Genomic DNA, 22,268 nt, shown 5'->3' with positions numbered 1-22,268 from the left:
CTTGCAATCACGAGAGGATGATTACAATCGGAACTTTCCGCACCATAACAGGTCAGGAATACAACAAAGATATAGAGGGAGTTTTGCCTTAATGAAAGCACGGTTGTCGCATCGTTGGGAAATCGCTTTGATCGCCTGCCTGGCCCTGACGATCTCAGCGGTCAAATTGGCCGGGGCCGAACCCTTGAGCGAGCGCGAACGGGAGCGCGAGACCTTCCGCCAGGGCTGGGCGGCGGCTCAAAGCGGTGATCTGGCCGGCTTCATAATGGCCATGGGCGCCTTGCCGGATTATCCGCTGGTCCCCTACCTGGAAGCCGAACTTTTGCGCCAGCGGGTGGATCAGGTGCCGGAAGCGGTGATGACCCATTTTCTGGCCCGCCATCGCGGCTGGTCGTTTGCGCCAACGCTGGAAACCACCTGGTTGCGCAGTCTGGGCCAGCGCGGCGAGTACCAGGCTCTCCGGCGGCACGGCCGGGATTCCACCGACCCGGAAGTCCGCTGTTACCAGGCCGCAGGCCGGATCGAGGCCCAGGAGCATGAGGGGCTCGCAGAAGAAATCGCGGGACTTTGGCTGGTCGGCCGCTCCCAGCCCGAGGCCTGCGATCCGGTTTTCACCTGGTGGCAGGCTCAGGGCAATCCCGCCCCCGACCTCGCCTGGCAACGCTTCCAGCTGGCCTTTGAGGCCGGGGATTTGGGCCTGGCCCGTTACCTGCGGCGCTACCTGGCCGGGGAAGAGCGTGAATGGGCGGAGCGCTGGCTGAACATGCAGGCCCGGCCCCACGAGACGCTGGGCCAGGCGCGGCAGTGGCGCGACCAGCCCCGGGCCCGGCAGTTGATCAGCAACGGACTCCGCCAACTGGTCCGCCGCGAATGGGAGCGAGCCGAACTGCACTGGCAGGCCTTGGCCCCGGCCTTCAGTTGGTCTGCCTCCGAGCAGGCCGCCATCGCGCGGGAACTGGCCCTTTACCGGGCGGTGAGGCTGGATGGCGAGGCCTTGGCCGCCATTGACGCCCTGCCCGATTCCGCCCGTGATCAACAGATGCTGGAATGGCGGGCCCGGGCCGCCCTGGCCCACGGCAACTGGCCGGCGGTGCTGGCCAGCATCGAGGCCATGACGGCCGCTGAACAGGAACAAGGGCGCTGGCGCTACTGGCGGGGGCGGGCCATGGCGGCCCTGGAAAGCCCGGAAGCGCTGACGGTGCTGGCGGCATTGGCCCGTGAACCCCATTATTACGGTTTTTTGGCCGCGGCCCACTTGGGCCGGGCCTTCAACCTCTGCAGCGAGGAGTTGGCCGTCGACAGCGCCGTGCAGGCCCGGCTGTTGGGCGATCTCGAGTTCGAGCGGGCCCTGGAGCTGTTTCAGGTCGGGCTTTACGATCATGCCAGGCGCACCTGGAACAGGGTGGCCCGGCGCTTGAGCCAATCCGAGCTGGAGCAGGCGGCTCTGCTCCTGACCGCTTCCGGCTGGTACGACCGGGCCATCGCCGCGCTGAACAATCCCCAAAATCGCCAGGCCTATCCCTGGCGATTTCCCCTGGCCGAAAAAGGGCTCGTCATGGCGGAAGCCGAACAGCGGCGGGTCAATCCGGCCCTGGTTTACGGCCTGATGCGGGCCGAGTCGGCCATGCAGCGGGATGCCCTCTCGCCGGCCGGGGCGCGGGGCCTGTTGCAGTTGATGCCGGGCACGGCCCGGGAGGTGGCCCGCCGCAACGGGCTGGCTTACAATGGCGCCGGCGATCTGCTCGATCCGGCCACCAACATCGCCCTGGGCGTTGCCCATCTGGCCGAGCTGGAAGAGCGCTATGCCGGCAATTGGGTACTGGTCGCCGCGGCCTACAACGCCGGGATCAACGCGGTCGCCCGCTGGCTTGAGGAGCGCCCGCTTGCCGCTCCCGACATCTGGTTGGAAACCCTGCCCTACCACGAAACTCGCGAATATGTGCCCCGCATCCTGGCCTTTGCCACCATCTACGAATGGCAACTGGCGGCCAAGCCCGGGGTGCTGGCGGCCAACATGCTGGGCCGCGTTTCCGATTCCGGCCGCTTCGCCTGTCCCGAATAAGGGGACGCTGAAGGAAGCGGGATCAGCAGAAATTAATTATCGGGGGGATTTCTGTTGGGGCCCCCGCAGGAGATCTTAGCCATGCCAACCACCAGTTTTCCCAGCCCGGCGCCGCTTCGCCCGGAGCGGCGCTTGCCGCGATCACTGATCGTTCTGCTGATCCTGGCGGTGCTCGGAGCCGGCCTCTGGGGTCTGATCCGCCTGTATTCCGGCCAGCCGGAGGCGGTTATCCTGGACGCCCGGGAAGAGAAGGTGCTGGATGCCAAGCTCGAGGCCGTTTCGACCCCCTCCGACCCCGACCAGCCCCTGGTGGCGGAAATCTACCAGGAAACCGACGCGGCCCGGGTCATCAGGTTCAGCGAGCGGGAGCTGAACGCCCTGATCGCCCGCGACCCCGACCTGGCCGGCCGGGTGGCGGTGCGCCTGAGCCCGGGCCAGGTGAGTACCCGCGTGCGCCTCGATGTACCGGCCGACGTGCCCCTGCTGGGCGGGCGGGTCCTCAACGTGCGCTCCGGGGTCCGCATCGAACACGCGGACGAGACCCTGACGGCGCGGCTGATCGGGGTGAGCGTGGCCGGGATCCCGTTGCCGGCCGCCTGGCTGGGCGGCCTGAAGGATGAAGATCTGCTGGCCCTGACGGCCTTCCGCGGCCTCGGGGCCGGCATCGAGCAGCTCGAGGTCGGCGAGGGCGAACTGATCTTGCGGCTCGCCCGCTGAGGGCAGGGAGACGGCGTGGCAAACCCGCCGCTATGACAGCCGTCTGCCCCAGCGCAGATAGGTCGGAATCTGCAGGTATTCCTCGCAGGCCGGCCCGACCAGCGGGGGTAAATTCCACCTTTCCCGCTGCCCCTGGTCCTTGGTCTCCCGCTTATCGTTAAGCGGCCCTTGGGGCCCGACCCCCCCGCATCCCGGGCAGACCCTGTTCGCTCTGCTGTTTGCTGCACTGTTCATCCCGGCATCCTCCTGTTGGAAAAAATCTTTGCTTCGACCATGCCGTGATTGTATGCTCCCGGGTAGGACATATGGTGTCCTGCCCGGAAAAAATTTTGCCTGGAATACACATGGCCGCCAACAAATCCCAGCTCGCCCGTCTGCTGTTCATCGACGACCAGATCCGCCAGGGCATGCGCGGCGGCCGCCTGGCCAACTGCTCGACCCTGGCCCGGGAGTACGAGGTTTCAACCAAAACGATTCAGCGGGACCTGGAGTTCATGCGGGAGCGGTGGGATGTGCCGGTGGCCTACGACCAGCGGCGGCGAGGATTCTATTACACGGAGGAGAATTACGGACTGCCGGCCTTGCACGTCAACGAAGGAGAAATCTTCGGCCTGCTGGTGGCCCGGCGGGGACTGGAGGCTTATCGCAACACCCCGGTGCACGACAGCCTGGTTTCGGTCTTTAAAAAGCTGGCCGAATCGCTGCCCGACAAAATTTCGGTCGATGCCGCCTGGCTGGGCAACCGGATCTCGGTGCTGCCGGAACACCATACCATCATCGACCCCGAGGTCTGGAACACGGTGTGCCGCGGTCTCCAGCAGAGCAGGACGCTCGAGCTCTCCTACCGGAAACCGGGGGCCGGCGCTGCCGGTTGCCGGCAAATCGATCCCTATCACCTGGTCCATTACCAGGGGGGCTGGTATCTGCTGGGCCGCTGCCACCGCCGGCGGCGGACCCTGACCTTTGCCCTTTCGCGAATCAGCGAAGTTGCATTGTTGACCGGAACTTTTGCCGTTCCGGCGGCTTTCAACCTGGAAGCAAGCCTGAAAAACAGCTTCGGCATCATTCTGGGCCGCCGGCCCCGCCGGGTGCGGCTGCATTTTTCCCGGGCCGCCGCACCCTATGTCGCGGAGCGAATCTGGCACCCGGGGCAGAGCTTGCGGCGGCACCGGGACGGCACCATCACCCTCGGCCTGCCCACCACCGACCTCACCGAAATCCGTCGCTGGGTGCTTTCCTGGGGCAGTGAAGCGCGGGTCCTCGCCCCCCGGGAACTGGTCCGGGCCGTCCGCCAGGAACTGGCCGGGGCACTGGCCGGCTACGATGTTAAGCTAAAATCCCGGCCGACCACGAAAGTTAAACGGTAACTCTGGCAGGTTGTCCGCGGGTCAGGCCACCTGGCAGCGATTGCGGCCGCCCCGCTTGGCGGCGTAAAGGGCCTGGTCAGCGGCGCCGATAACCTCGGCGGCGGTCTGGCCGTGCTCGGGAAACCCCGCCACCCCGATGCTGATCGTATTGCGCAGCTTCAGGCCGTCCTGGCAGTGAAAGAGGTGTTCGCTCACCGTCCGGCAGAGGCGGATGGCGCTCTGTTCGGCCTCCCGGGCACCGCCGGCCATCAGGACGATAAACTCTTCGCCGCCGTAGCGACAGGCGATATCGTCCTGGCGAATGTGCTGCCGGATCAGGTCGGCCAATTGGGCCAGCACCTCGTCGCCGACTAGGTGGCCGTACGTGTCGTTGACCGGCTTGAAGTTGTCGAGGTCAATCATCAGGACGCTGAAGGTCCGACGCCGATCTGCGCCATAGGTATCGATAAACTTGCGGATTTCCGCTTCACAGTAACGCTTGCTGTAGAGGCCGGTCAGACCGTCGGTGATCGCCAGCCGGTAGTGGCGGGCATTGGCCAGGGCCACTTCGATCTGCTCGCAGACCGCCGCCAGCAATTTTTTTTCCATCTCGTCGAAGGGCCGGCTCTCCGGCCGATGGATGCAGAGCAGGCCCAGGGAGACATGCTGGGTGGCCAGGCTGGCCAGGGCCACGGAACCTTCCCGCCCAAAGGCGATGCCGCTGGCCGGGTTCCGGCGCCAATGCTCCCAGGCCTGCTCCAGCCAGGCCGGCAGTTCCCCAGCCGCCGGCGGCGCCGGATCTTCCCGGTGCTGGCAGCGGCGGTCGTCGCTTTCCCGCCAGGATATTTCGGTAATTTCGCTCTCCCGCTTCTCCCGCCGCAACAGCAATGCCGCCTGCTCGGCCTTGAAGGTCTCCAGCAGCAGCTCGACGATCACCCGGCGCAGTCTGTTGTGCCATTCGGTTTCCTGGCTCAGGCGCCGGACGAAGGTGTAAAGCTGCTCGGTTTCCCAGTTTTTGCGGCGGATCTCGGCGAACGAGCGCTTGATGGCCTGGTTCATTACGTTGAACTGGACGGCCATGTCCTGGAATTCACCCCCGCCCTTGACTTCGACCCAGTGGTCGAAATTTCCCTGTCCGGCGCGGACGAAGCCCTCCTCGAGCTGCCGCAGGGGCCGGTGGACGTAGCGTCCGACAATCAGCGACAGAACCAGGGCCAGGACCAGGAAGGTCAACGCCCCGGTCAACAGGGTGCGGGTCAGCACGGTGCGCAAGGTGGCGAACAGTTCGCCAAGGGGGGCGTCATAGAACAAAACCCCCAGGTTTTGCTGGCCGGGATCGTGACAGCTCCGGCATTCCGACTCGTTGGTCAGCTTGATGACGTGGCGCAGCACCGGTCCGGCCGGGGTTTCGAGGAAAATCTCCCCCTGGCTCGGCGGGCTGTCCGGCCGGGAATGACAGGCGGTACACTCCGGCGCCCGGTGGCGGTCGAAGCGATGACCCTCGAGGGTTGAATCGCCGGCGACCAGCACCGTGCCGTCGCCACCGATGATGCCGAGATTGGCCGGCGCGAAGATCTCGTAAATATCGGCCGTCGTCCGGCGGATCAGCCCCCAGTCGTTGGCCACCATGGCCGGGAGCAGGGCCCGCTCAACGGAGCGGTTGGCCCGCAGCGCCTCGGCCTTGGCCAGCTCGGTATAGCGGTCCTGCTGGTAGGTCCAGATGCCGATCAGCGAGGCCCCGATCGAGAAGCCGAGCAGCAACAGAAGGCTGGCCAGCAGCTTGAAGCGCAGGGTGCGGATGATTTCGCCGATGGGTCTAGCCATCTTGCTTGCTCCCGTTCGCCGGTTGGATTGCCGGCCTAAGTTTCCCAGCTGAATGCCCGTTCGCGGAAGACGCGCAGACAGGCATCCACCACCAGCGGATCATATTGCCGGCCGCGGCCCCGCTCGATTTCGGCCAGGGCCTGCTCGGTGCCCAGGGTCGGCCGGTAGGGGCGGTGCGAGGCCATGGCCTCAACCACGTCGGCGACGGTCATGATTCGCGCCTCCAGGAGGATTTCGCCGCCCTTGAGGCCGCGCGGGTAACCGGAGCCGTCCATTTTTTCATGATGCTGGAAGACGATCTCGGCGATGGGCCAGGGGAATTCGATATCCTTGAGAATGGCATAGCCGACCTGGGGATGGGTGTTGACCAACATAAATTCGATATCGCTCAACCGGGTGGGCTTGGTAAGAATCTCCGAGGGGATTTGAATTTTGCCCAGATCATGAACCACCCCCGCCAGGTGGAGCCCATGAATTTTGTCTTCCGGCAGGCTCAGCTCCCGGCCGATGGCAACCGCCAGGTCGGCAACCCGGCGCTGGTGGCCGGCGGTGTAGTAATCGCGGGCCTCAACGGTGGAGGCGATGGCCTGAATCGATTGTTCCAGGCTTTTTTGCAGAATCTCGGCGTGATGCTGGTGCCGGTAGGCGATCAGGTCACGCTCGGCCCGGATCCGCAGGGTTTCGATCCCAAAGGAGAGATCATGGGCCAGCTCGGTGAGCAAAGCGACCTCATATTCATTGAAGGCATCGCGTTCCAGGGCATGGATGGATAAAACGCCGATGATTTTCTCCTTGACCACTAAAGGCAGAACGAAGCTGGCCGTATAGACGGGCAGCGCCGGGATGGCCGCTTTCAGGTCCATGATGCCCGGGGAGTCGGAGTCGGATCCAAGAACGATCTGGGCCTTGCCGGCAGCGATGGCGCACCGCATCGTCCCCTCACCGTCTTGCGGCCCGCATTCGGCGGCCAGGGCCCGGGAAACACTTTCTCCCTCGAGTCCGGCCCAGGCCTTGGGGATGAGGGTCCCCTCCGGGTTGTCGTCGACATACCCCACCCAGGCCAGGCAGTAGCCGCCCTCTTCCACCGCGACCCGGCAGATCGAGCGCAACAGTTGGGTTTCGTCGGTGGCCCGGACCAGGGTCTGGTTGCCGGCGCTCAGGGTTCTCAGGGCCCGGTTGGCGTGAGCCACCTCTTCCTCGGCGGCCTGGATGGCGGCGGCTGTTTCATCCATGGTCCGGGCCAGGCGGCCGATTTCGTCATCGGAATGGGGCAGGCCGCTGCGAGCGGTATGATCGCCGGCCCCAAAGCGAGCGGCGGTGGCGGACAGGGTCAGCAAAGGCCGCACCAGCAGCCGGTCGCCATACCAGTAAACCAGGCCGAAAATCAGGGCGAGGACCAAGGACGCCCCCAGCAGCTGGTTGCGCAGCTTGCGCCAGGGCTGGGCGAGCACCATTTCCCGCGGCAGGCTCAGGAAGAGGGTCATCTGTCCGGCAACGGTTTCAAACAGAGGAGCGAAAGCATAAAAGCGCCATTCCCCCGTCACGCCGGGTATTTCCAACACTCCCGCTTCCGTCGCCTTAACCGCGTCCTGCAAGATCTGGCGGGCGGAGCCGCCGGCCAGTCCTTCCTGGTCGGGGTAGCGCGCCACCAGCAGGCCGGTCCCGTCCATCAGCAGGATGCGTGCTTCCTCCTGGGGACGAATTCCCGCCAGGTCCTCCTTGAGCCATGAAAGGTCCATGGCCAGAAACAGCACCCCCGTCACTTCTTCCTGCGGGCCCTGGAGCGTCTTGGCAAAGGTAAAAAGGGTGACCCCGGTAATCCGTCCGGTCACCACATCGCTGACCACCAGGCGCTCGAGTTGCAGGGCCTGCTGGAACCAGATCCGGTCGCTGAAATTGACTTCGTTAAAGCCGGGATGGGCACTGCACATGACGGACCCGTCGGGCCTGGCCAGACCGATATTGATAAAGCCGGGATTTCTTTGCTGCTTCAATCGTAGCGCCGTTTCGCACTCCGCGGTCGAGGCCCCGGGCTGTAGGGCCGGATTTGCCGTTAAAGCCAGGGAGATCGCTTCAGCGTGGGCGGCAACGGCCTGCTGCCGGGCGGCCAGCAGCTTTACTTCGGCCAGGAGCCTGGACTGGGCTTCGACCTTTTTTTCTTCGCCCTGCTCGATGGTGTGCCAGACAATGACCCCGACCAGCAAAAAGAACATCGCCATGGGAATGAGCAACAGGCGGCCGCGCAAGCCGAAAAAGGAGGGTTTGGCAGGATTGGTCATCGTTTCGATCGGTTCCAGCTTGCCGCAGTCGGGATTGTCCAGCGGAATAACCACTTGGTAGCAGCTTAGAGGAGGGCCGCTTCGGTAGCCCGTCAGGGAGTCTCCCGTGTCGGGCTTGGTTGAAAACACCGGTAATAATTTACTTTTTTGTCGACCTGCCGGTTTTCGACCCCAAGTTCAACTGGTTAATCTTATTTCGTTTTAATTGCAAATAAATTTCCAAATCCCGCCGGCCGGCCAAACGGTTCAGCCCGGCTCAAAAAAGCAACCGCAAGTTGGTGCCCGTGTGGACGGGCGCCGCAATCGGCAGCTACCACTTGACCACGTTGACCAGGGCGGGGCCCCGCTGCACGCAGCGGTGATATTCCACGGCCGGTTCGCCGAAGGCCATGGCATAACCCAGGGTATGGTCGGCGGGGATGCCGAGCCGGCCGAGCGCGTCGGGACAGGCGGCCAGGGCCATCATGCAGATGCCGTCCCACACCGTGCCGAGCCCGTGGGCATGGGCGATGAGGTCGAAAGTAGTCAGGGCGATGAGGCAATCCTGCTCAGGGCAGGGGGCGGCGGTCGGCGCGCTGGTGATCAGGAGATGCGGCGCCCCCCGGAAGATAATGTCCCGGCCCTTCTCCTGCCAGGCATTGACCACCCAGTTGAGATAATTGCCGGCCAGGCCCCCGGGCAGTTGGCCGGCCTGCTGCAATTGGGCCAGGCGGCCGATGAGATGATCCCGCAGGCGATTGAGCACCGCCCGCTCTTTGACCACCGTGAAAAGCACCGAACCGGCATTGACCCCGGTGGGGGCATGGCAGGAGATCTCGAGCAGCCGGTCGATCAGCTCCGGGTCCAGGTCCTTTTCCTGGTAGCGGCGCACCGTGCGCCGGCCCTTGATCAGGGTGGTCAGTTGGTCCGGGTCGGGCAGGTTGCCGGGCAGCGGGGCGCTGGCGGCGGGATCCTTGCCGAGAATGGAGATGGCGGCGGTGGGGCAGACGGCCAGGCAGTGCTGACAGCGGATGCAGCCGCCCTCGTTGGTAATCTGCGGAAAGTCGTCCAGGGCAATGACCCCCGACGGGCAGTCCAGCGCGCACTCGCCGCATTGGATACAACGTTCTTGATCGACTTGAAACTGGAGCATGGTTTTCCTCCTCGGTGCGTTTTATGGCCTGATGCCGGCCGGCGCCGCCAGGATCTCAATTTCCGGGCATCGGGGACTGATCACGGCAGGCAAGCAAATTTATCGCGTAGTTTTACTCGGGGATTATTACGGTTACCTGGGTTTGGCGCCGCCCGGGGCGGGCAATTCGATTTAAAAGGTCAGGGGCTGCCAGGGTCTCTGCTGGGCCTCGGCCACCAACCGGTTGACCAGGCGGCCCCGGTAAACCGTAAGGCCGCGGGCCAGGGCCGGATCACGCCCGGCGGCCGCCTCCAGGCCCTGATCCGCCATGGCCAGGGCGTACGGCAGGGTGGCGTTGGTCAAGGCCATGGTGGCGGTGCAAGGGACCGCGCCCGGCATGTTGGCCACGCAGTAGTGAAGAATTCCCTCCACCTCGTAAACCGGGGCGGAGTGGGTGGTGGGCCGTGAGGTCTCGGCGCAGCCGCCCTGATCAATGGCCACATCCACGATGACCGAGCCTTTGCGCATGATGGTGAGCATCTCCCGGCTGATCAGGCGGGGAGCGCGGCCGCCGGGCACCAGAACGGCGCCCACCACCACGTCCGCTCGGGCCAGCTCCGCCTCGATGTTGTGCCGGCTGGAAACCATGGTGGTCAGCCGGCCGCGGAAGAGCTGGTCAAGTTCGGCCAGCCGCGGCAGATTGCGGCCGAGCATGGTGGTTTCGGCGCCCAAACCCACGGCCATCTGGGCGGCATTGACGGCCACGGTGCCGCTGCCCAGAATGGTCACATGCCCCGGGGGAACGCCGGGCACGCCGGGGAGCAGCACCCCGCGCCCGCCCGCCTCTTTTTCCAGGAACCGGGCCCCTTGCTGGATGGCCATGCGGCCCGCCACCTGGCTCATGGGCGCCAGAAGCGGCAGAAAACCGTTGTCGAGCTGGACCGTTTCGTAGGCCACCCCGATGACTCCTTTGGCCAGCAGCACCTCGGTTAGTTCGGCCAGCGGGGCCAGGTGGAGAAAAGTGAAGATAATCAGGTTTTCCCGCAAGAGGGGATATTCGGCCGGCAAGGGTTCCTTGACCTTCATCACCAGCTCGGCCCGGGTCCAGACTTCTTCGGCGCTGGGCGCCAGGACCGCCCCGGCCGCCCGGTATTCCTCGTCAGCCAGCCCGCTGCCCAGGCCCGCGCCCTCTTCGACCACCACCGTGTGGCCGGCGCTGACCAGGGCCTGCACCCCGGCCGGCACGATCCCGACCCGAAATTCTTTGTCCTTGATTTCCCCGGGAACTCCGATGATCATTTTGCCCCTCCTTGAGGGTTGCTTCCCCTGTAAAAAGCCTGATCAATCATAAACCATAATGGCCCGGGTCAGCAGGGCTAAAATTGCCTTTTACGCGAGTCCCATGACAAACTGACCGATCAGCAGGAAGGCCACCACCGCCAGCAGCCGGTGCAGCCAGCGGCGGTAGGTGGCCACCGGCAGGCGCTCCCGCAGCCGCATCCCCCAAAGCAGGAAGATTACCGAGAGCGCCAGCAAGGGCAGCGAGATGAGCAGGAACTGGCGATTGAACTCGCCCAGGGCGCTGAAAGTGGTGAGCTGGGCGACTTTGCCGGCCAGAAAACAGAGATTGATGATCTGGACCATGGCCAGGGGGGGCAGGCTCAGCTCCAGCAGGTAGATGAGCAGGATGGGGCCGCTGACGTTGACGGTCCCCCCCAGCATCCCGGCCAGCAAGCCGGTGCCGGCGATGCTGCTCCGGGGGTGAGTGCGAAAAAAACTCCAGGAAAGGGGATTGGGCCGCAGGGCGGTATAAAGGTAGAAAAAAATGGCCAGGGCCAGCAGCAGGCGAAAGTGGTTGGGGTTGGAGTTGACCAGAATCACCGTGCCCACCACGCTGCCGCTTAAGAGAAACAGGGCCAGCGGCCAGTAGCGGCCCACGCTTTCCCCCCATTGGCCGCCCCGGTAGATGCTGATCAGGTTCAGCGCGATATTGGGCAGCAGGGACGACATGATCGCGGTCTGGACATCGGTTACCAGGGAGAGCAGGGGGGTGACGACCATGGGAAACCCGATGCCGAGGGCCCCATGAATAAAGGCGGCCAGGGCCACCGCGGCCAGCACCAGAATAAGGGCTTCCATGCTGAGTTCAACCATTTGCAACCTTCATAGTCCGGCGGTCTGAAACCGGAATCGAATTGACTTACCGGCCCGGCAGTTCCGTGCCGCGACTCATGATCTCAAGATAACTTGCATAACTGAACAGCCGGTTGCGCTTCTGAGCGGTCAACTCCTTGACGATGCCGAGCTGTTCCAGGTGGCCGAGCGCCTTGTTGACCGTGGCTGGGGTGATGCCGGTCTTCTCCACCAGCGAGGCGGAAGTGGCGATGGGATGCTCCATGAGCCCCCGGTGGACCCGGAGGGCGGATGCCGCCGCCCGGCCCAGGCCGCTGATCTTGTCGCGAAATCCCGCGGATCAGCCTTCAGTTCGCCCCAGCTGTATTCGTTGATGAAGCTGACCGGGGTGATTTGCGCCCGGGTAGAAATGCTCCGCAGGTGGTCCATCTCCCGAGCCGTCAAGGGACGGTCGATGGCTAGAAACTCAAAATATTGATATTCACTCACGGCAACGCCTCACGCAGATTTTATGGCCCGAAAGGCGGAGTCGTCGGCCAGGTGCAGGTAAATGCGGCCGTTCAGCTCGCCATTTTCATTGACCGCCCAGCCCCTGCCGCAGACCGGATCGTTTTCCTCCTGCCCTGACCAGGAGAACTCGAAACGCGGCGCATGGCCGCATTGCTCAACCCTTCCATCGATATCCCCGGATACCAGCCCGAACTGAAAACGTCCGGTCCCATCCGAACCGATGCGGAAGTAACCAGGCACCTCCATATCAACATAATCCTGGTCCCAGACCTCCATCTCCACGATGCGCCATTCTCCGGCAAACGGTTTCAGCTGCTTCATAGGACACCTTTCTGTTACCTCACTCTGGCCCCCCAAGGGGTCATAGCTTTGTCACAACTCGATGTCACAAGCCATGTCGTGAGTTTGTCGCAAATTATCCACCGCCGTGCTGGGCCATCATCTGACGGCCCTTGTCGGTCAGGCGGTATTTCTGTTTGCTGCTGCGCGGCTTGTCGGGGATAGTCATTTCAATCAGGCCGGCTTCCAAAGCGGGGAGCAGATAGGCCTTGCGGAAATGCTCATCGTCTTTCAGCCCGAGTGCCTCTTTGAGCTGTTGCCGTGTCATCTCGGAGATCAAGACCGAAAGCAGTCGAACTTCCGGGGTGACATCCGGTGCGACTTCCGGGGTAGATGTGGTAACGGTATCCAGGATCATCCGCAGCATGAAGGTGATGAAGGACGCGGAATCGGTCTTTCGGGTGCTTTCCTGAATGGCCAGGTAGTACTCGGCCTGGTGCTCGAAGATCAGGCTTTCCACCGGGATGTCGGCGAACAGAGGATTCCAGCGGGCCAGAATCAGGCTCTGCCACAACCGCCCCATGCGGCCGTTGCCGTCGGCAAAGGGGTGGATGAATTCGAATTCGTAGTGAAAGACCGAGCTGGCGATGAGCGGATGGGCGTCGGTGGCGGCCAGCCAGCCAAAGAGGTCACCCATCAGTTGCGGCACCCGGTCGGCGGGCGGGGCCATGTGGAGCACCTGGCTTCCCGCCATTACCCCCACACCGCCGTGCCGATACAGCCCTGCCTCGTCGATCAGGCCGGACATCAGAATCCGGTGCGCCTGCAACAGGTCCTTTTCCGTCTCGGGCTTCCAAGTTTGGAACCGGTCGTAGGCGGCCAGGGCGTTTTTCACCTCCTGCACCTCGCGGGGCGGGGCGATGACCCGCTTGCCCTCCAGAATCGCGGTAATCTGCGCCTCGCTCAGGGTGTTGCCTTCGATGGCCAGCGACCCGTGGATGGTGCGAATACGGTTGATGCGCCGCAGCCGCAAGGCTCTCGCCTGGTCGGTGAGCACGGTCAACCGCCCGATGGCCTCGCTGATCGCGGCGACCCGGTTCAGGATCTCGGGGGTGATGGTGTAGGGTGGCTGATATTTCATGTTTTTTTTGAAACGATCCAGCGGGGTCTGGTTAGGCCCATTGGTAAAAAAATGTGAGGTCGGTGTGTTGTTTGTTCATTTAATGACCTCATTCATTTGGAGGTTTCCCTTCTTGACATTGTCTTTAAAAAATTGCTCGAACTGCCGCTGTGCCAGCTTAGACGGAACGGTCTTGCCGTTCTCCCAGCGATTGACCGTGGCGAAGCTTACCCCGAGGGCGTGGGCCAGTTCCTCCTGGGAGAGCGCCAACTGCCGCCGCACCTCCTTGACCGTTTCCGGAAAGTTTTCGGGTTGGCGGATCATGGCCATTGGTTTGAACCCCTTTTGCACGCGAAGGTGCGAATACGCGAAGAAAGGCATTTTATAAAAGGACTAAAACACTCGCGGTTGCTGCAAACCAGGCCAATCAATGCCAATTCGTGCTTCATATGTCTTTACCCTTCGCGGCTTCGCGTGAGGAAATTCATCTTCTTACCTTTTGCACCAAATGCAGCAGGCCGGGTGCGACGTTCCACTGGTGGCCGTCGTCGGTGGCGATGCTGATGGTCTTCTTGTTGAGGCGCAGCACCAGGCCTTCCAGCATCCGGCCGTCCGGGGCCTGGAAACCGACCCGGTCGCCCCTGGTGAAGCTGGTCATCAGCGTGGTGGCGCGGGCCTGGGAAACGAGCTTGAGCCGCTCGACGATCAGCCGGTTGAGAAAGAGCAGATCTTCTTCGTTCAATCGCTTGATCGCCTCGACGGCGGAGACGCGGTCGACGATCTTGACGCTGCCGGGTTTCATGACTGTGCCTCCTGATTTTGATACACGCGAAGGCTCGATGATGCGAAGTTGGTGTGTTTGTTGACGACGCGCTGCAGGCCATCCTTCAGGATGGGTGCGCCGAAGTTGATGAGTAGGATGAGTAGTTCGAGGAACAGGCTCATCATGCGCAGGCAGGTCAAGGGCACGATGTCTGTTCATCGCTCATCCTCTAAGGACATTTTATGTTCCGGGCTTTCGCGCACTGGCAATCGATGGGCGCACGAGGACCATTCAAAACAACTCGACAATATAACATCTGCTATGCGGCGTGCAACTCAAAATTCGAGGAAGTTCCGCCAGATTTGAAACCGCTCCGGTAATTATGCCCCCAGAAAGCCAGCACGAAAAAAATTCAGCCGACGCCCGACACTTTCTCCGTCTCTCCGGTAAGTAAGCGGGGAAGCAATCAGAAATCAAAACGAGGAGCGACCGACCATGGACATCAACGACCTGTTTGACGGAATCATGAAGAGTATCAACCAGTTTGCCGACGAAATCGCCGAGCACCGGTTGCAGGAATAAATGCAGGACACCGGACGAGGTCCGGAGAATGGGGGCAAGAATGCGGAGAATTTCGAGGCGAAAGAGAAGCGGGGTATGACCAACTTCCCGAAAAGGGAGTTATCGGGGCGGCAGCGCCGACACCCTGAAAGCGACGTAAGTCGCTGACAATGCGCAGAAAAAGAAAACCCATCCAATAACCGGACGCGGTTATTGGATGGGTCTGTCTTTTTTAAATGGGGCGCCGTCACCTGAAATCATACTTTATCATCATGTTTTCGTGTGATAATTATATTTCGGTTTTATGCAGTTACCCCCAAAGTTACCCCCAGGACTCGTTGGTGAATATTAATTTCAAATATAAAATTAATAAAGCTGGTTGGCAACTACTTACCAGCGGATCGATCTGACCCAGCATGCTGGCTTGGCGGAAGAACCCTTTTTCCTGTCCTGCAAGTCTGGTAAGATGCCCCCATGAAAATCTCCCCCATCATCGCCGCCGTCTATGGCTTCAACCGTAAGACCGAGCTGAAACGCCCCCTCTTTGCCGGCGGGGTTTCGGCCGGCTTTCCCTCGCCGGCCGACGATTATATTGACAGTCGCCTCGATCTCAATGACTTCCTGGTCAAGCATGCGGCCGCCACTTTCTTTGTCCGGGTGGCCGGCGACTCCATGATCGGGGCCGGGATCCACGATGGCGATATTCTGGTGGTGGACCGCTCCCTGGAGCCGGTCAGCGGCAAGGTGGTGATCGCAGTGGTCAACGGAGAGCTGACGGTTAAAAGGTTGCAGCAGGAGAATGGCCTGGTCCGCCTGGTGGCCGAAAACCCCAACTATCCCCCCATCGAACTGACCGAGGAGACCGCCGGTGAAATCTGGGGGGTGGTCACCTCCGTCATCCACTCTCTCTAGGATGAGGCCATGGCCGGGGTTTTCGCGCTGCTCGACTGCAACAACTTCTACGTTTCCTGCGAGCGGCTGTTCAACCCCAAACTCGAAGGCCGGCCAGTGGTGGTGCTGTCCAACAACGACGGCTGCATCATCGCCCGCTCCAACGAGGCCAAGGCCCTGGGGATCAAGATGGGCGAGCCCTTTTTCCAGTGCCGCCATCTGATCGCCGCCCACCAGGTCGAAGTCTTTTCCTCCAATTACCCCCTTTATGCCGATCTCTCCCAGCGGGTCATGGACATCCTCGCCCAGCTCGAACCCGAGGTGGAGGTTTATTCCATCGACGAGGCCTTTATCCGCTTGCCCGCAGCCAGCCCGGCCGCCCTGCGGGAAAACGGCCGCCAGCTCCGGGCGAAAATCCGCCGGCAGGTCGGGATTCCGGTGGCCATCGGCTTTGGCCCCACCAAGACACTGGCCAAGGTGGCCAATCGGGTGGCCAAAAAACAGCCGGAGCAGGACGGGGTCTTCGTGCTGCCGGAAGCGGGCCGCGAGCGGGACCAGCTTCTGGCCGCCCTGGCGGTGGAGGATGTCTGGGGGATCGGCCACCGGTCGGCGGCTAAACTGGCCGCCCGGGGGATCCGCACCGCCCTGGCTTTGAGCCAGGCCGACGAGGAGTGGCTGCGCAAAAGGCTCACGGTGACCGGCCTGCGGACCGCCCTGGAGCTGCGGGGGGTCTCCTGCCTGCCGCTCGAGCAAAGCCCGGCGCCCAACAAGTCGATTATCACCTCGCGCTCCTTCGGCCAGCCGGTGACCGATCTTAGCGGGCTACGGGAGGCCCTGGCCACTTACGTCTCGGTGGCCGCCGCCAAAATGCGGGAGCAGCACCTCAACGCCGGCTGCCTCCAGGTATTTCTCACCACCAATCGCTTTCGCCCCGGTGATCCCCAATACGCCAACAGCCTGACCGTCGCCCTGGCTCAACCCACCGCCTCCACCCCGGCATTGATCGGCCGGGCCACCGAGGCCCTGCGCCGGATTTATCGTTCCGGCTTCGCCTACCAGAAGGTGGGGGTGGTCCTCTTGGACTTGGCCGATGCCGGCTATGTCCAACCCAGCCTCTTCCAGCCACTCCGGCAAGGCCAGGAAAAGCTGATGGCCGCCATGGACCGGATCAATCAACGCTGGGGGCGGGATACCCTGCACAGTGCCGCCACCGGGTTCCGGAAGTCCTGGAAGAACCGGCAGACCAGTAAGTCGCCGGCCTACACCACCTCCTGGTATGAGTTGCCGGTGGTTTCTTAAGGGGTGTGCCTTAGGCCTTGGTTACCGGCTGGATGCACTCCGCGCTGTCATGGCGGGGATTGTTGACCAGGGTTGAGACCGGCCAGGATTGCAGGATTTCAGCGGGACAGGGCTGCAGGAGCGGCCGAAGCTTGGCCGGGTCGGTGACGGATTGATCCAGCCAGAGGGTGAAATCAGCGGGCTGGCAGATGACCGGCATCCGGTCATGGATCGGCTGCAGCAGACGGTTGGCCGCCGTGGTCAGAATTGAGAAGCTTTCCAGCACCTCGCCCTCCGGAGTATCCCAGCTATCCCAGATCCCGGCCAGCGCCATCGGGACACCATCCTTCATGCTGATATAGTAGGGCACCCTCTTGCTGGCGGTTTTGGCCCACTCATAAAAGCCGCTGGCGGGGACCAGGCAACGCCGGGCCCGGAATGCTTTGCGGAAGGCCGGCTTCTCATGCACCGTCTCGCTTCGGGCGTTGATCAGCCGATTACCAATGGTCGTATCCTTAGCCCAATGGGGAATCAGGCCCCAGCGGGCCATGGTTAGTTGGCGGGTTTCTTCGCCGGCCGACTTGATGGCCGGGACAGTTTGACTCGGCGCGATATTCCAGTGCAGGGGGATCGTCGGCGTCTCAGGCAACGCAAAAAAATCCATCAAAATCTGGGGAGGGATCGCATTGGCGAAACGGCCGCACATGTTATGCCCCTATCAGTTGAGATAACTCCCGAGGAAATCTGAAGTCGGCGGAATGTATAGCAGATAAAGCCGGAAATTAAATTATGCAATTATCTACTTAACGGGGTAGCTTACGCCCAGCACCTTTGAGGGAGTTCTTAATGGGTTCCCAGCGCTTCTTTTTGTAAATGCCATACTGCCATATGCAAACTTACAAGTCCCACCCCAAAAGCACAACCTATAACAAAATGATAAAAAACCCTCACCAGATGGACAGTAAGTCCACTGGCAGAAAAAGGTGGTGTTTGTAGTGAATAGTGGAGTGCCAACCCAATAGCACCTGCTAATGTTGCTTGCAATAAGCATTCAGCAGAAAAACGATAATGCATCGACTTATTAATTTTCTCAGGGCATGATCTTGCCGCCGAGTAACAAAGTGCCGATAAAACGGCTGAAAACGCGATTAAACCAGCCAGCAGCTCGATCGCCTCTGACTTATTCATAAGGACCAATATGAGGAAGTATCCCGATACAGGAATGGTACAAACTTGAACTAAGTGCGGAAAATATCGCAAACCTCTTACCCCCTATCATTGGCCCCAGCGGTAGCTTGCGCCATTCGTTGGAACCGCTGGGTACGCCGGGCAACGGCGTGATCTTGTGGGGTGTAAGCCCCCCGCAGGTTAATCCTGATTCTGTTGTAAAAGAACCACAAATACCAACTGAAGGCAAGGGAGAGGTTTAAATGGAGGAGAGAGAATGGTAGGGGGACCACTCATCTTTTTTGTTACTGATCGCCTATTTGGAGCCATTTCGTTGTCGGCTTAATGCCGCCAATTTGTGATCGCCTTAATGGCTCCACTTTTTCAATCAGGCCTTTATCCAGGAACTCGCCTCTGGCCGCTTTGTCAATGAGCCGGCCAATCTCCCCATCGCCTGTACTTGAGGCACCGGCAAGAGCCACCTGGCCCAGGCCCTTGGCCATTGCGCGGGTTTCGCCAAGGGCACGATGTCATCTTCCTTAACCAGACCCAGCTACTTGGCAGCCTGCAACGCGCCAAGGCCATGGGCACATACGAGCGGAGCTTCCAAGCGTTGGCCAAGGTGCCGCTGCTCAGTGACCGTCTGCATATCGGCTAGTCAGGCCTTCTACACTGCCGCCTCGTAGGTCAGCCCGAACACCGTGTCGGTCAGCCATCGCCGGAAGCCCTCGTTGTCCATGAACTGCTTGAACAGCTCGGTATCGTCTTTGAGCACCGCGGTCATCACGCGAGCCAGGGCCTTGTCGTGCTCGATGCGGGCGTTCTGTTTGTCGGAATTTTTCCTGGCGTTCTGGTAGGCCGCGTCCGCGGAAACTCGCCCGGGAATGTCCTCGGTAATGAGCTTGTGCACGCGGTCGGAATCGGTCCACGGGATGTTGCCGAACTGGTCGTTGAAGACCTTGAGGATGTTCGAGAGCCGGTCGATCTCGGGCTCGAGCTTATGGCCGCCGCCGGTGGTCGGGACCGGTTCGATCTCCGCGTCGGCGTCGAAGAGCTGGATCTTCATCGCCGCCTGCTTCTCCACCCGGTAGCTGTCCATGTCGATGGCCTCGAGGATGCCCTTGGAAAGGTCCTCCTCCACCGGGGCCGGCAGTTTGGGCACCAAGAAGGTGAGGAAGATCGAGAGCTTCTCCCACTCGGCGTTGGTGTAGGGCAGGATCGACGAAAGAAAGCCGTAGGCGCGCAAAAACGCCTTGGCCTTGCCCTTGAAGTCCACTTGCCCGTCTTCGTCGAGCTGCCCCTTATACACGGCAACACAGGCATCAAGGATGGGATCGAGCCGGTCCCGATCCGCCCCACCTATGTAGAGCGTCACGAGCTGGTCGATCTGTTCGGGTGCGTAGACCTGAGATCCATCGAGGGCGGCCTTGAGGTCGTGCAGCTTGTTGGGGTCGGTCTCCTCGGCCAGGATCGTGGTGCGGTAGTAGTCGGCGAAGGCTTCCTGGATGGTGTCGGCGTCGTTCATGAAATCAAGCACGAAGACGTCGTGCTTCTTGGGGTGGGCGCGATTGAGCCTCGAGAGCGTCTGCACCGCCTTAATCCCCGAGAGCACCTTGTCCACGTACATGGTGTGCAGCAGGGGCTCGTCGTAGCCGGTCTGGAATTTGTCGGCGCAGACCAGGAAGCGGTAGGGGTCCTGCTGAATCCGGTCGGCGATCCGGCTCGACGGGAAACCGTTGAGCGACGCCTCGGTGACTTTGGCCCCGCCGTACTCGTGTTCGCCGGAGAAGGCCACGATAGCCTGGTGGCGGCTCTTACGCTCGGCCAGGTAGTCGCTGATGGCGTGGAAGTACTGAATCGCCCGCTCGATCCCGTTGGTGACCACCATGGCCCGCGCCTGGCCGCCGATCTTGTTGAGCGCCAGCACCTGCTCGTGGAAGTGGTCCACCATGATCTCGGCCTTGAGCCGGATGGCATGCTCGTGGCTCTCCACGTAGCGGCGCAGCTTCTTCTTCGCCCGCTTGCTGTCGAACTCGGGATCGCCCTCGACCTTCTTGACCAACTTGTAGTAGCTTTCCACCGGCGTGTAGTGCTTGAGCACGTCCAGGATGAAGCCCTCCTGGATGGCCTGTTTCATCGTGTAGCTGTGGAAGGGCCAGTGCTTCACCTTGCCGTCGGCCAGGGGATCGGGCTCGCCGAAGATCTCCAGCGTCTTGTTCTTCGGCGTGGCGGTGAAGGCGAAGTAGCTGGCGTGGTCGAGCATCTTCCGCGCCTGCATCCGCTTCTCCAGCGCGTCGTTGATTTGGTCCTCAGGCTCGGCCAGCGCCTCGTTCATAGCACCGGCGGCCTTGCCTCCCTGGCTCGAGTGCGCCTCATCGATGATAATGGCGAAGCTACGACCGCGATGCTCGCTGCCAATCTCGTCGAGGATGAACGGGAACTTCTGCACCGTAGAGATGATGATCTTCTTGCCCTCGGCGATGAATCTGCGCAGGTCGCCCGAGTGCTCGGCGTGTCCCACCGTCGCGCCCACCTGGGCGAACTGCTTGATGGTATCCCGGATCTGCTGGTCGAGGATGCGCCGGTCGGTGACGACGATGATCGAGTCGAACACCGACCCCTCGTCTTTTTTCAATCCGATGAGCTGATGCGCCAGCCAAGCGATAGAGTTCGACTTGCCGCTCCCCGCCGAGTGCTGGATCAGGTAGCGCCGGCCCGGGCGATGCGCCCGCGAGTCGGCCAGCAGCTTCCGCACCACGTCGAGCTGGTGGTAGCGTGGCCAGATCTGCACCGCCCTTCTGCGGCCGGTTTTTTCGTCTTTGGTCTCGACCACCTGGGCGTAGTTCTCGAGGATGTCGGTCAAACCATCGCGGGTAAGGACGCGCTTCCAGAGGTAGTCGGTCTTGAGGCCGTTCGGGTTGGGCGGGTTGCCGGCGCCGCTCTGCCAGCCCTGGTTGAAGGGCAAAAACCAAGAACTCTTGCCTTTCAGGTGGGTGCAGAATCGTACCTCATGATCGTCCACCGCGAAGTGCACCACGCAGCGCCCGAACTCGAAGAGTTTCTCGCGGGGATCGCGGTCGCGCTGGTACTGCTGGACGGCGTCCTCAACCGTCTGCTTGGTGAGGCTGTTCTTTAGCTCGAAGGTGGCCACCGGCAGGCCGTTGATGAACAGCCCCAGGTCCAGCGCCCGCTGGGTTTCGTCACGACTGTAGCGGAGCTGACGGGTTACGCTGAAGCGGTTGGCGGCATAACGCTCGGCAGCCCTTTCGTTGCCCGGCGAAGGGGTGCCGTAGAAGAGGTCGATGGTATGCGGCCCGTGTTTGAGCCCGTGGCGCAGCACGTCGATGGTACCGCGCTTGCTGATCTCGCCTTGCAGCCGCGCCAGGAACTTGCGCCGCGTCGGGCCTTCCTCGTCGAGTGCCAACGCCTCGGCGACCTCGGGCTGGGTTACGGTAAGGAAGGCCGAGAGCTGGGCCAGATCCACGCAGTACTCGCGGTCGTAGTCCTCGGGCGTGCCACAGATCCAGCCGCCTGAGTGTGCCGTGACCGGCGCGGTAAAAAGAGCGCCGTAGACCCTCGGACGTTCGTGCATGGCGATGGCCGGACCTACAACGGGGTCGCAGGCTTCGCCGGTCAGCGCGGTGCAGATCAGGCGCTCCAGGCCGCGTTCGCTGGTGTCGGTGGTCATCCTTCGGCCTCCTCGGTCACCTCGTCGCCTACATAGCTCGCGCCTTCCTCCAGGTCGGTTTCAGCTTCGAGCTCGTCCAGCGGCTCCGTCGCCTCCACTTCCTCCGGCAACCGCGCCGCCGCTTCTCGCACATCGAGCTTGCCGGTGACCACGTCGGCGGTCATGCGGATGCGGTACTCACGAAGGAGGGTGATTTCGCGTTCGAGGCGGGAGATGGTGGTGGTGAGCGGTGCAGTTTCCATTTTTACGCATTTGGAAATTTGTCGTTGTTCCGCAATCGGTGGAATCGGGACTTTGGTATTGGCGAGTAATTGGTGTTCGATGCTTTCAACCGTTGCGCCATGTTTGGTCCACTCACGTAAAAGGCGGTTCTCACAGCCGCGAATGAATTGAACGAAATAGTCGAGGTCTATCAGCCCCTTGCTTGTCAGTGCCTTCATATCTTGGTTGAGGGCTACTTCGCGGCTACACCGGGCTACAGGAATCTTGCGCTGCAATATTCCCGAGCGAACTACCATTAGCAACGAACCCTTAGGGAC

19 protein-coding genes and 1 pseudogene are annotated in these 22,268 nt (G+C 61.9%); 5 read left to right on the top strand and 15 right to left on the bottom strand.

Annotation, left to right across the window (positions count from 1 at the left end; genetic code table 11):
* Positions 1-91: 91 nt before the first annotated feature.
* From ACHHTY_RS05260 to ACHHTY_RS05250, 3 genes are all read left to right on the top strand, one after another.
* The gene (locus ACHHTY_RS05260; RefSeq protein ID WP_395493049.1) at positions 92-2,062 is read left to right on the top strand and encodes a lytic transglycosylase domain-containing protein; all 1,971 of its coding nucleotides are present in this window, start codon (positions 92-94) and stop codon (positions 2,060-2,062) included.
* 81 nt (positions 2,063-2,143) lie between these two features.
* Entirely contained in the window at positions 2,144-2,779 is a 636-nt protein-coding gene (locus ACHHTY_RS05255; protein WP_395493048.1) for a hypothetical protein, read from the top strand.
* Positions 2,780-3,123: 344 nt separating this feature from the next.
* Positions 3,124-4,146, top strand: coding sequence for a helix-turn-helix transcriptional regulator (locus ACHHTY_RS05250; RefSeq protein ID WP_395493046.1), 1,023 nt, complete (start codon positions 3,124-3,126; stop codon positions 4,144-4,146).
* A gap of 21 nt (positions 4,147-4,167) precedes the next feature.
* Here the strand turns inward: ACHHTY_RS05250 and ACHHTY_RS05245 are convergent, their stop codons facing one another.
* The 10 genes and pseudogenes from ACHHTY_RS05245 to ACHHTY_RS05200 form a co-directional block, all read right to left on the bottom strand.
* Positions 4,168-5,949, bottom strand: coding sequence for a sensor domain-containing diguanylate cyclase (locus tag ACHHTY_RS05245; RefSeq protein WP_395493044.1), 1,782 nt, complete (start codon positions 5,947-5,949; stop codon positions 4,168-4,170).
* Between the two features lie 35 nt (positions 5,950-5,984).
* Entirely contained in the window at positions 5,985-8,282 is a 2,298-nt protein-coding gene (locus ACHHTY_RS05240) for an HD domain-containing phosphohydrolase (RefSeq protein ID WP_395493042.1), read from the bottom strand.
* Positions 8,283-8,538: 256 nt separating this feature from the next.
* Positions 8,539-9,360, bottom strand: coding sequence for a nitroreductase family protein (locus tag ACHHTY_RS05235; RefSeq protein ID WP_395493041.1), 822 nt, complete (start codon positions 9,358-9,360; stop codon positions 8,539-8,541).
* 171 nt (positions 9,361-9,531) lie between these two features.
* Positions 9,532-10,638: an alanine dehydrogenase gene (ald, locus tag ACHHTY_RS05230; protein ID WP_395493040.1), complete on the bottom strand. Its 1,107-nt coding sequence runs from the start codon at positions 10,636-10,638 to the stop codon at positions 9,532-9,534.
* Positions 10,639-10,728: 90 nt separating this feature from the next.
* The gene (locus ACHHTY_RS05225; protein WP_395493039.1) at positions 10,729-11,493 is read right to left on the bottom strand and encodes a sulfite exporter TauE/SafE family protein; all 765 of its coding nucleotides are present in this window, start codon (positions 11,491-11,493) and stop codon (positions 10,729-10,731) included.
* A gap of 46 nt (positions 11,494-11,539) precedes the next feature.
* Positions 11,540-11,803, bottom strand: a pseudogene (locus ACHHTY_RS05220) (winged helix-turn-helix transcriptional regulator); the annotation flags it as partial.
* Between the two features lie 167 nt (positions 11,804-11,970).
* Complete coding sequence (locus ACHHTY_RS05215) at positions 11,971-12,303, bottom strand: hypothetical protein (RefSeq protein ID WP_395493038.1); 333 nt, start codon at positions 12,301-12,303, stop codon at positions 11,971-11,973.
* 94 nt (positions 12,304-12,397) lie between these two features.
* On the bottom strand, positions 12,398-13,402 hold the full coding sequence (locus tag ACHHTY_RS05210; RefSeq protein WP_395493037.1) for a Fic family protein: 1,005 nt from the start codon (positions 13,400-13,402) through the stop codon (positions 12,398-12,400).
* Positions 13,403-13,477: 75 nt separating this feature from the next.
* The gene (locus tag ACHHTY_RS05205) at positions 13,478-13,705 is read right to left on the bottom strand and encodes a helix-turn-helix domain-containing protein (protein WP_395493084.1); all 228 of its coding nucleotides are present in this window, start codon (positions 13,703-13,705) and stop codon (positions 13,478-13,480) included.
* Between the two features lie 160 nt (positions 13,706-13,865).
* On the bottom strand, positions 13,866-14,183 hold the full coding sequence (locus ACHHTY_RS05200; protein ID WP_395493036.1) for a hypothetical protein: 318 nt from the start codon (positions 14,181-14,183) through the stop codon (positions 13,866-13,868).
* Positions 14,184-15,179: 996 nt separating this feature from the next.
* Between ACHHTY_RS05200 and ACHHTY_RS05195 the strand changes: the two genes are divergently transcribed.
* Both ACHHTY_RS05195 and ACHHTY_RS05190 read left to right on the top strand, forming a co-directional pair.
* On the top strand, positions 15,180-15,617 hold the full coding sequence (locus ACHHTY_RS05195) for a LexA family protein (RefSeq protein ID WP_395493035.1): 438 nt from the start codon (positions 15,180-15,182) through the stop codon (positions 15,615-15,617).
* Positions 15,618-15,626: 9 nt separating this feature from the next.
* Positions 15,627-16,895 (top strand): Y-family DNA polymerase, encoded by a 1,269-nt coding sequence (locus ACHHTY_RS05190; protein ID WP_395493034.1) that lies wholly within the window; start codon positions 15,627-15,629, stop codon positions 16,893-16,895.
* Between the two features lie 10 nt (positions 16,896-16,905).
* On the opposite strand, the gene ACHHTY_RS05185 is transcribed toward ACHHTY_RS05190, so the two are convergent.
* The 5 genes from ACHHTY_RS05185 to ACHHTY_RS05165 form a co-directional block, all read right to left on the bottom strand.
* Positions 16,906-17,580, bottom strand: coding sequence for an SOS response-associated peptidase (locus ACHHTY_RS05185; protein WP_395493033.1), 675 nt, complete (start codon positions 17,578-17,580; stop codon positions 16,906-16,908).
* A gap of 137 nt (positions 17,581-17,717) precedes the next feature.
* A complete protein-coding gene (locus tag ACHHTY_RS05180; RefSeq protein WP_395493032.1) occupies positions 17,718-18,062 on the bottom strand; it encodes a hypothetical protein in 345 nt (114 codons plus the stop codon).
* Between the two features lie 284 nt (positions 18,063-18,346).
* The gene (locus ACHHTY_RS05175) at positions 18,347-18,544 is read right to left on the bottom strand and encodes a hypothetical protein (protein WP_395493031.1); all 198 of its coding nucleotides are present in this window, start codon (positions 18,542-18,544) and stop codon (positions 18,347-18,349) included.
* A gap of 164 nt (positions 18,545-18,708) precedes the next feature.
* A complete protein-coding gene (locus ACHHTY_RS05170; protein WP_395493030.1) occupies positions 18,709-21,729 on the bottom strand; it encodes a type I restriction endonuclease subunit R in 3,021 nt (1,006 codons plus the stop codon).
* Positions 21,726-22,268: restriction endonuclease subunit S (locus tag ACHHTY_RS05165; protein WP_395493029.1), on the bottom strand; the 543-nt coding region annotated here is incomplete at its 5' end. The genes ACHHTY_RS05165 and ACHHTY_RS05170, both read right to left, overlap by 4 nt.

The organism is Desulfurivibrio nitratireducens, assembly GCF_044068515.1.
Lineage (GTDB): Bacteria > Desulfobacterota > Desulfobulbia > Desulfobulbales > Desulfurivibrionaceae > Desulfurivibrio.
The sequence above is the reverse complement of the archived record's forward strand: the minus strand, read 5'-3'. Positions and strand labels throughout refer to the sequence as shown.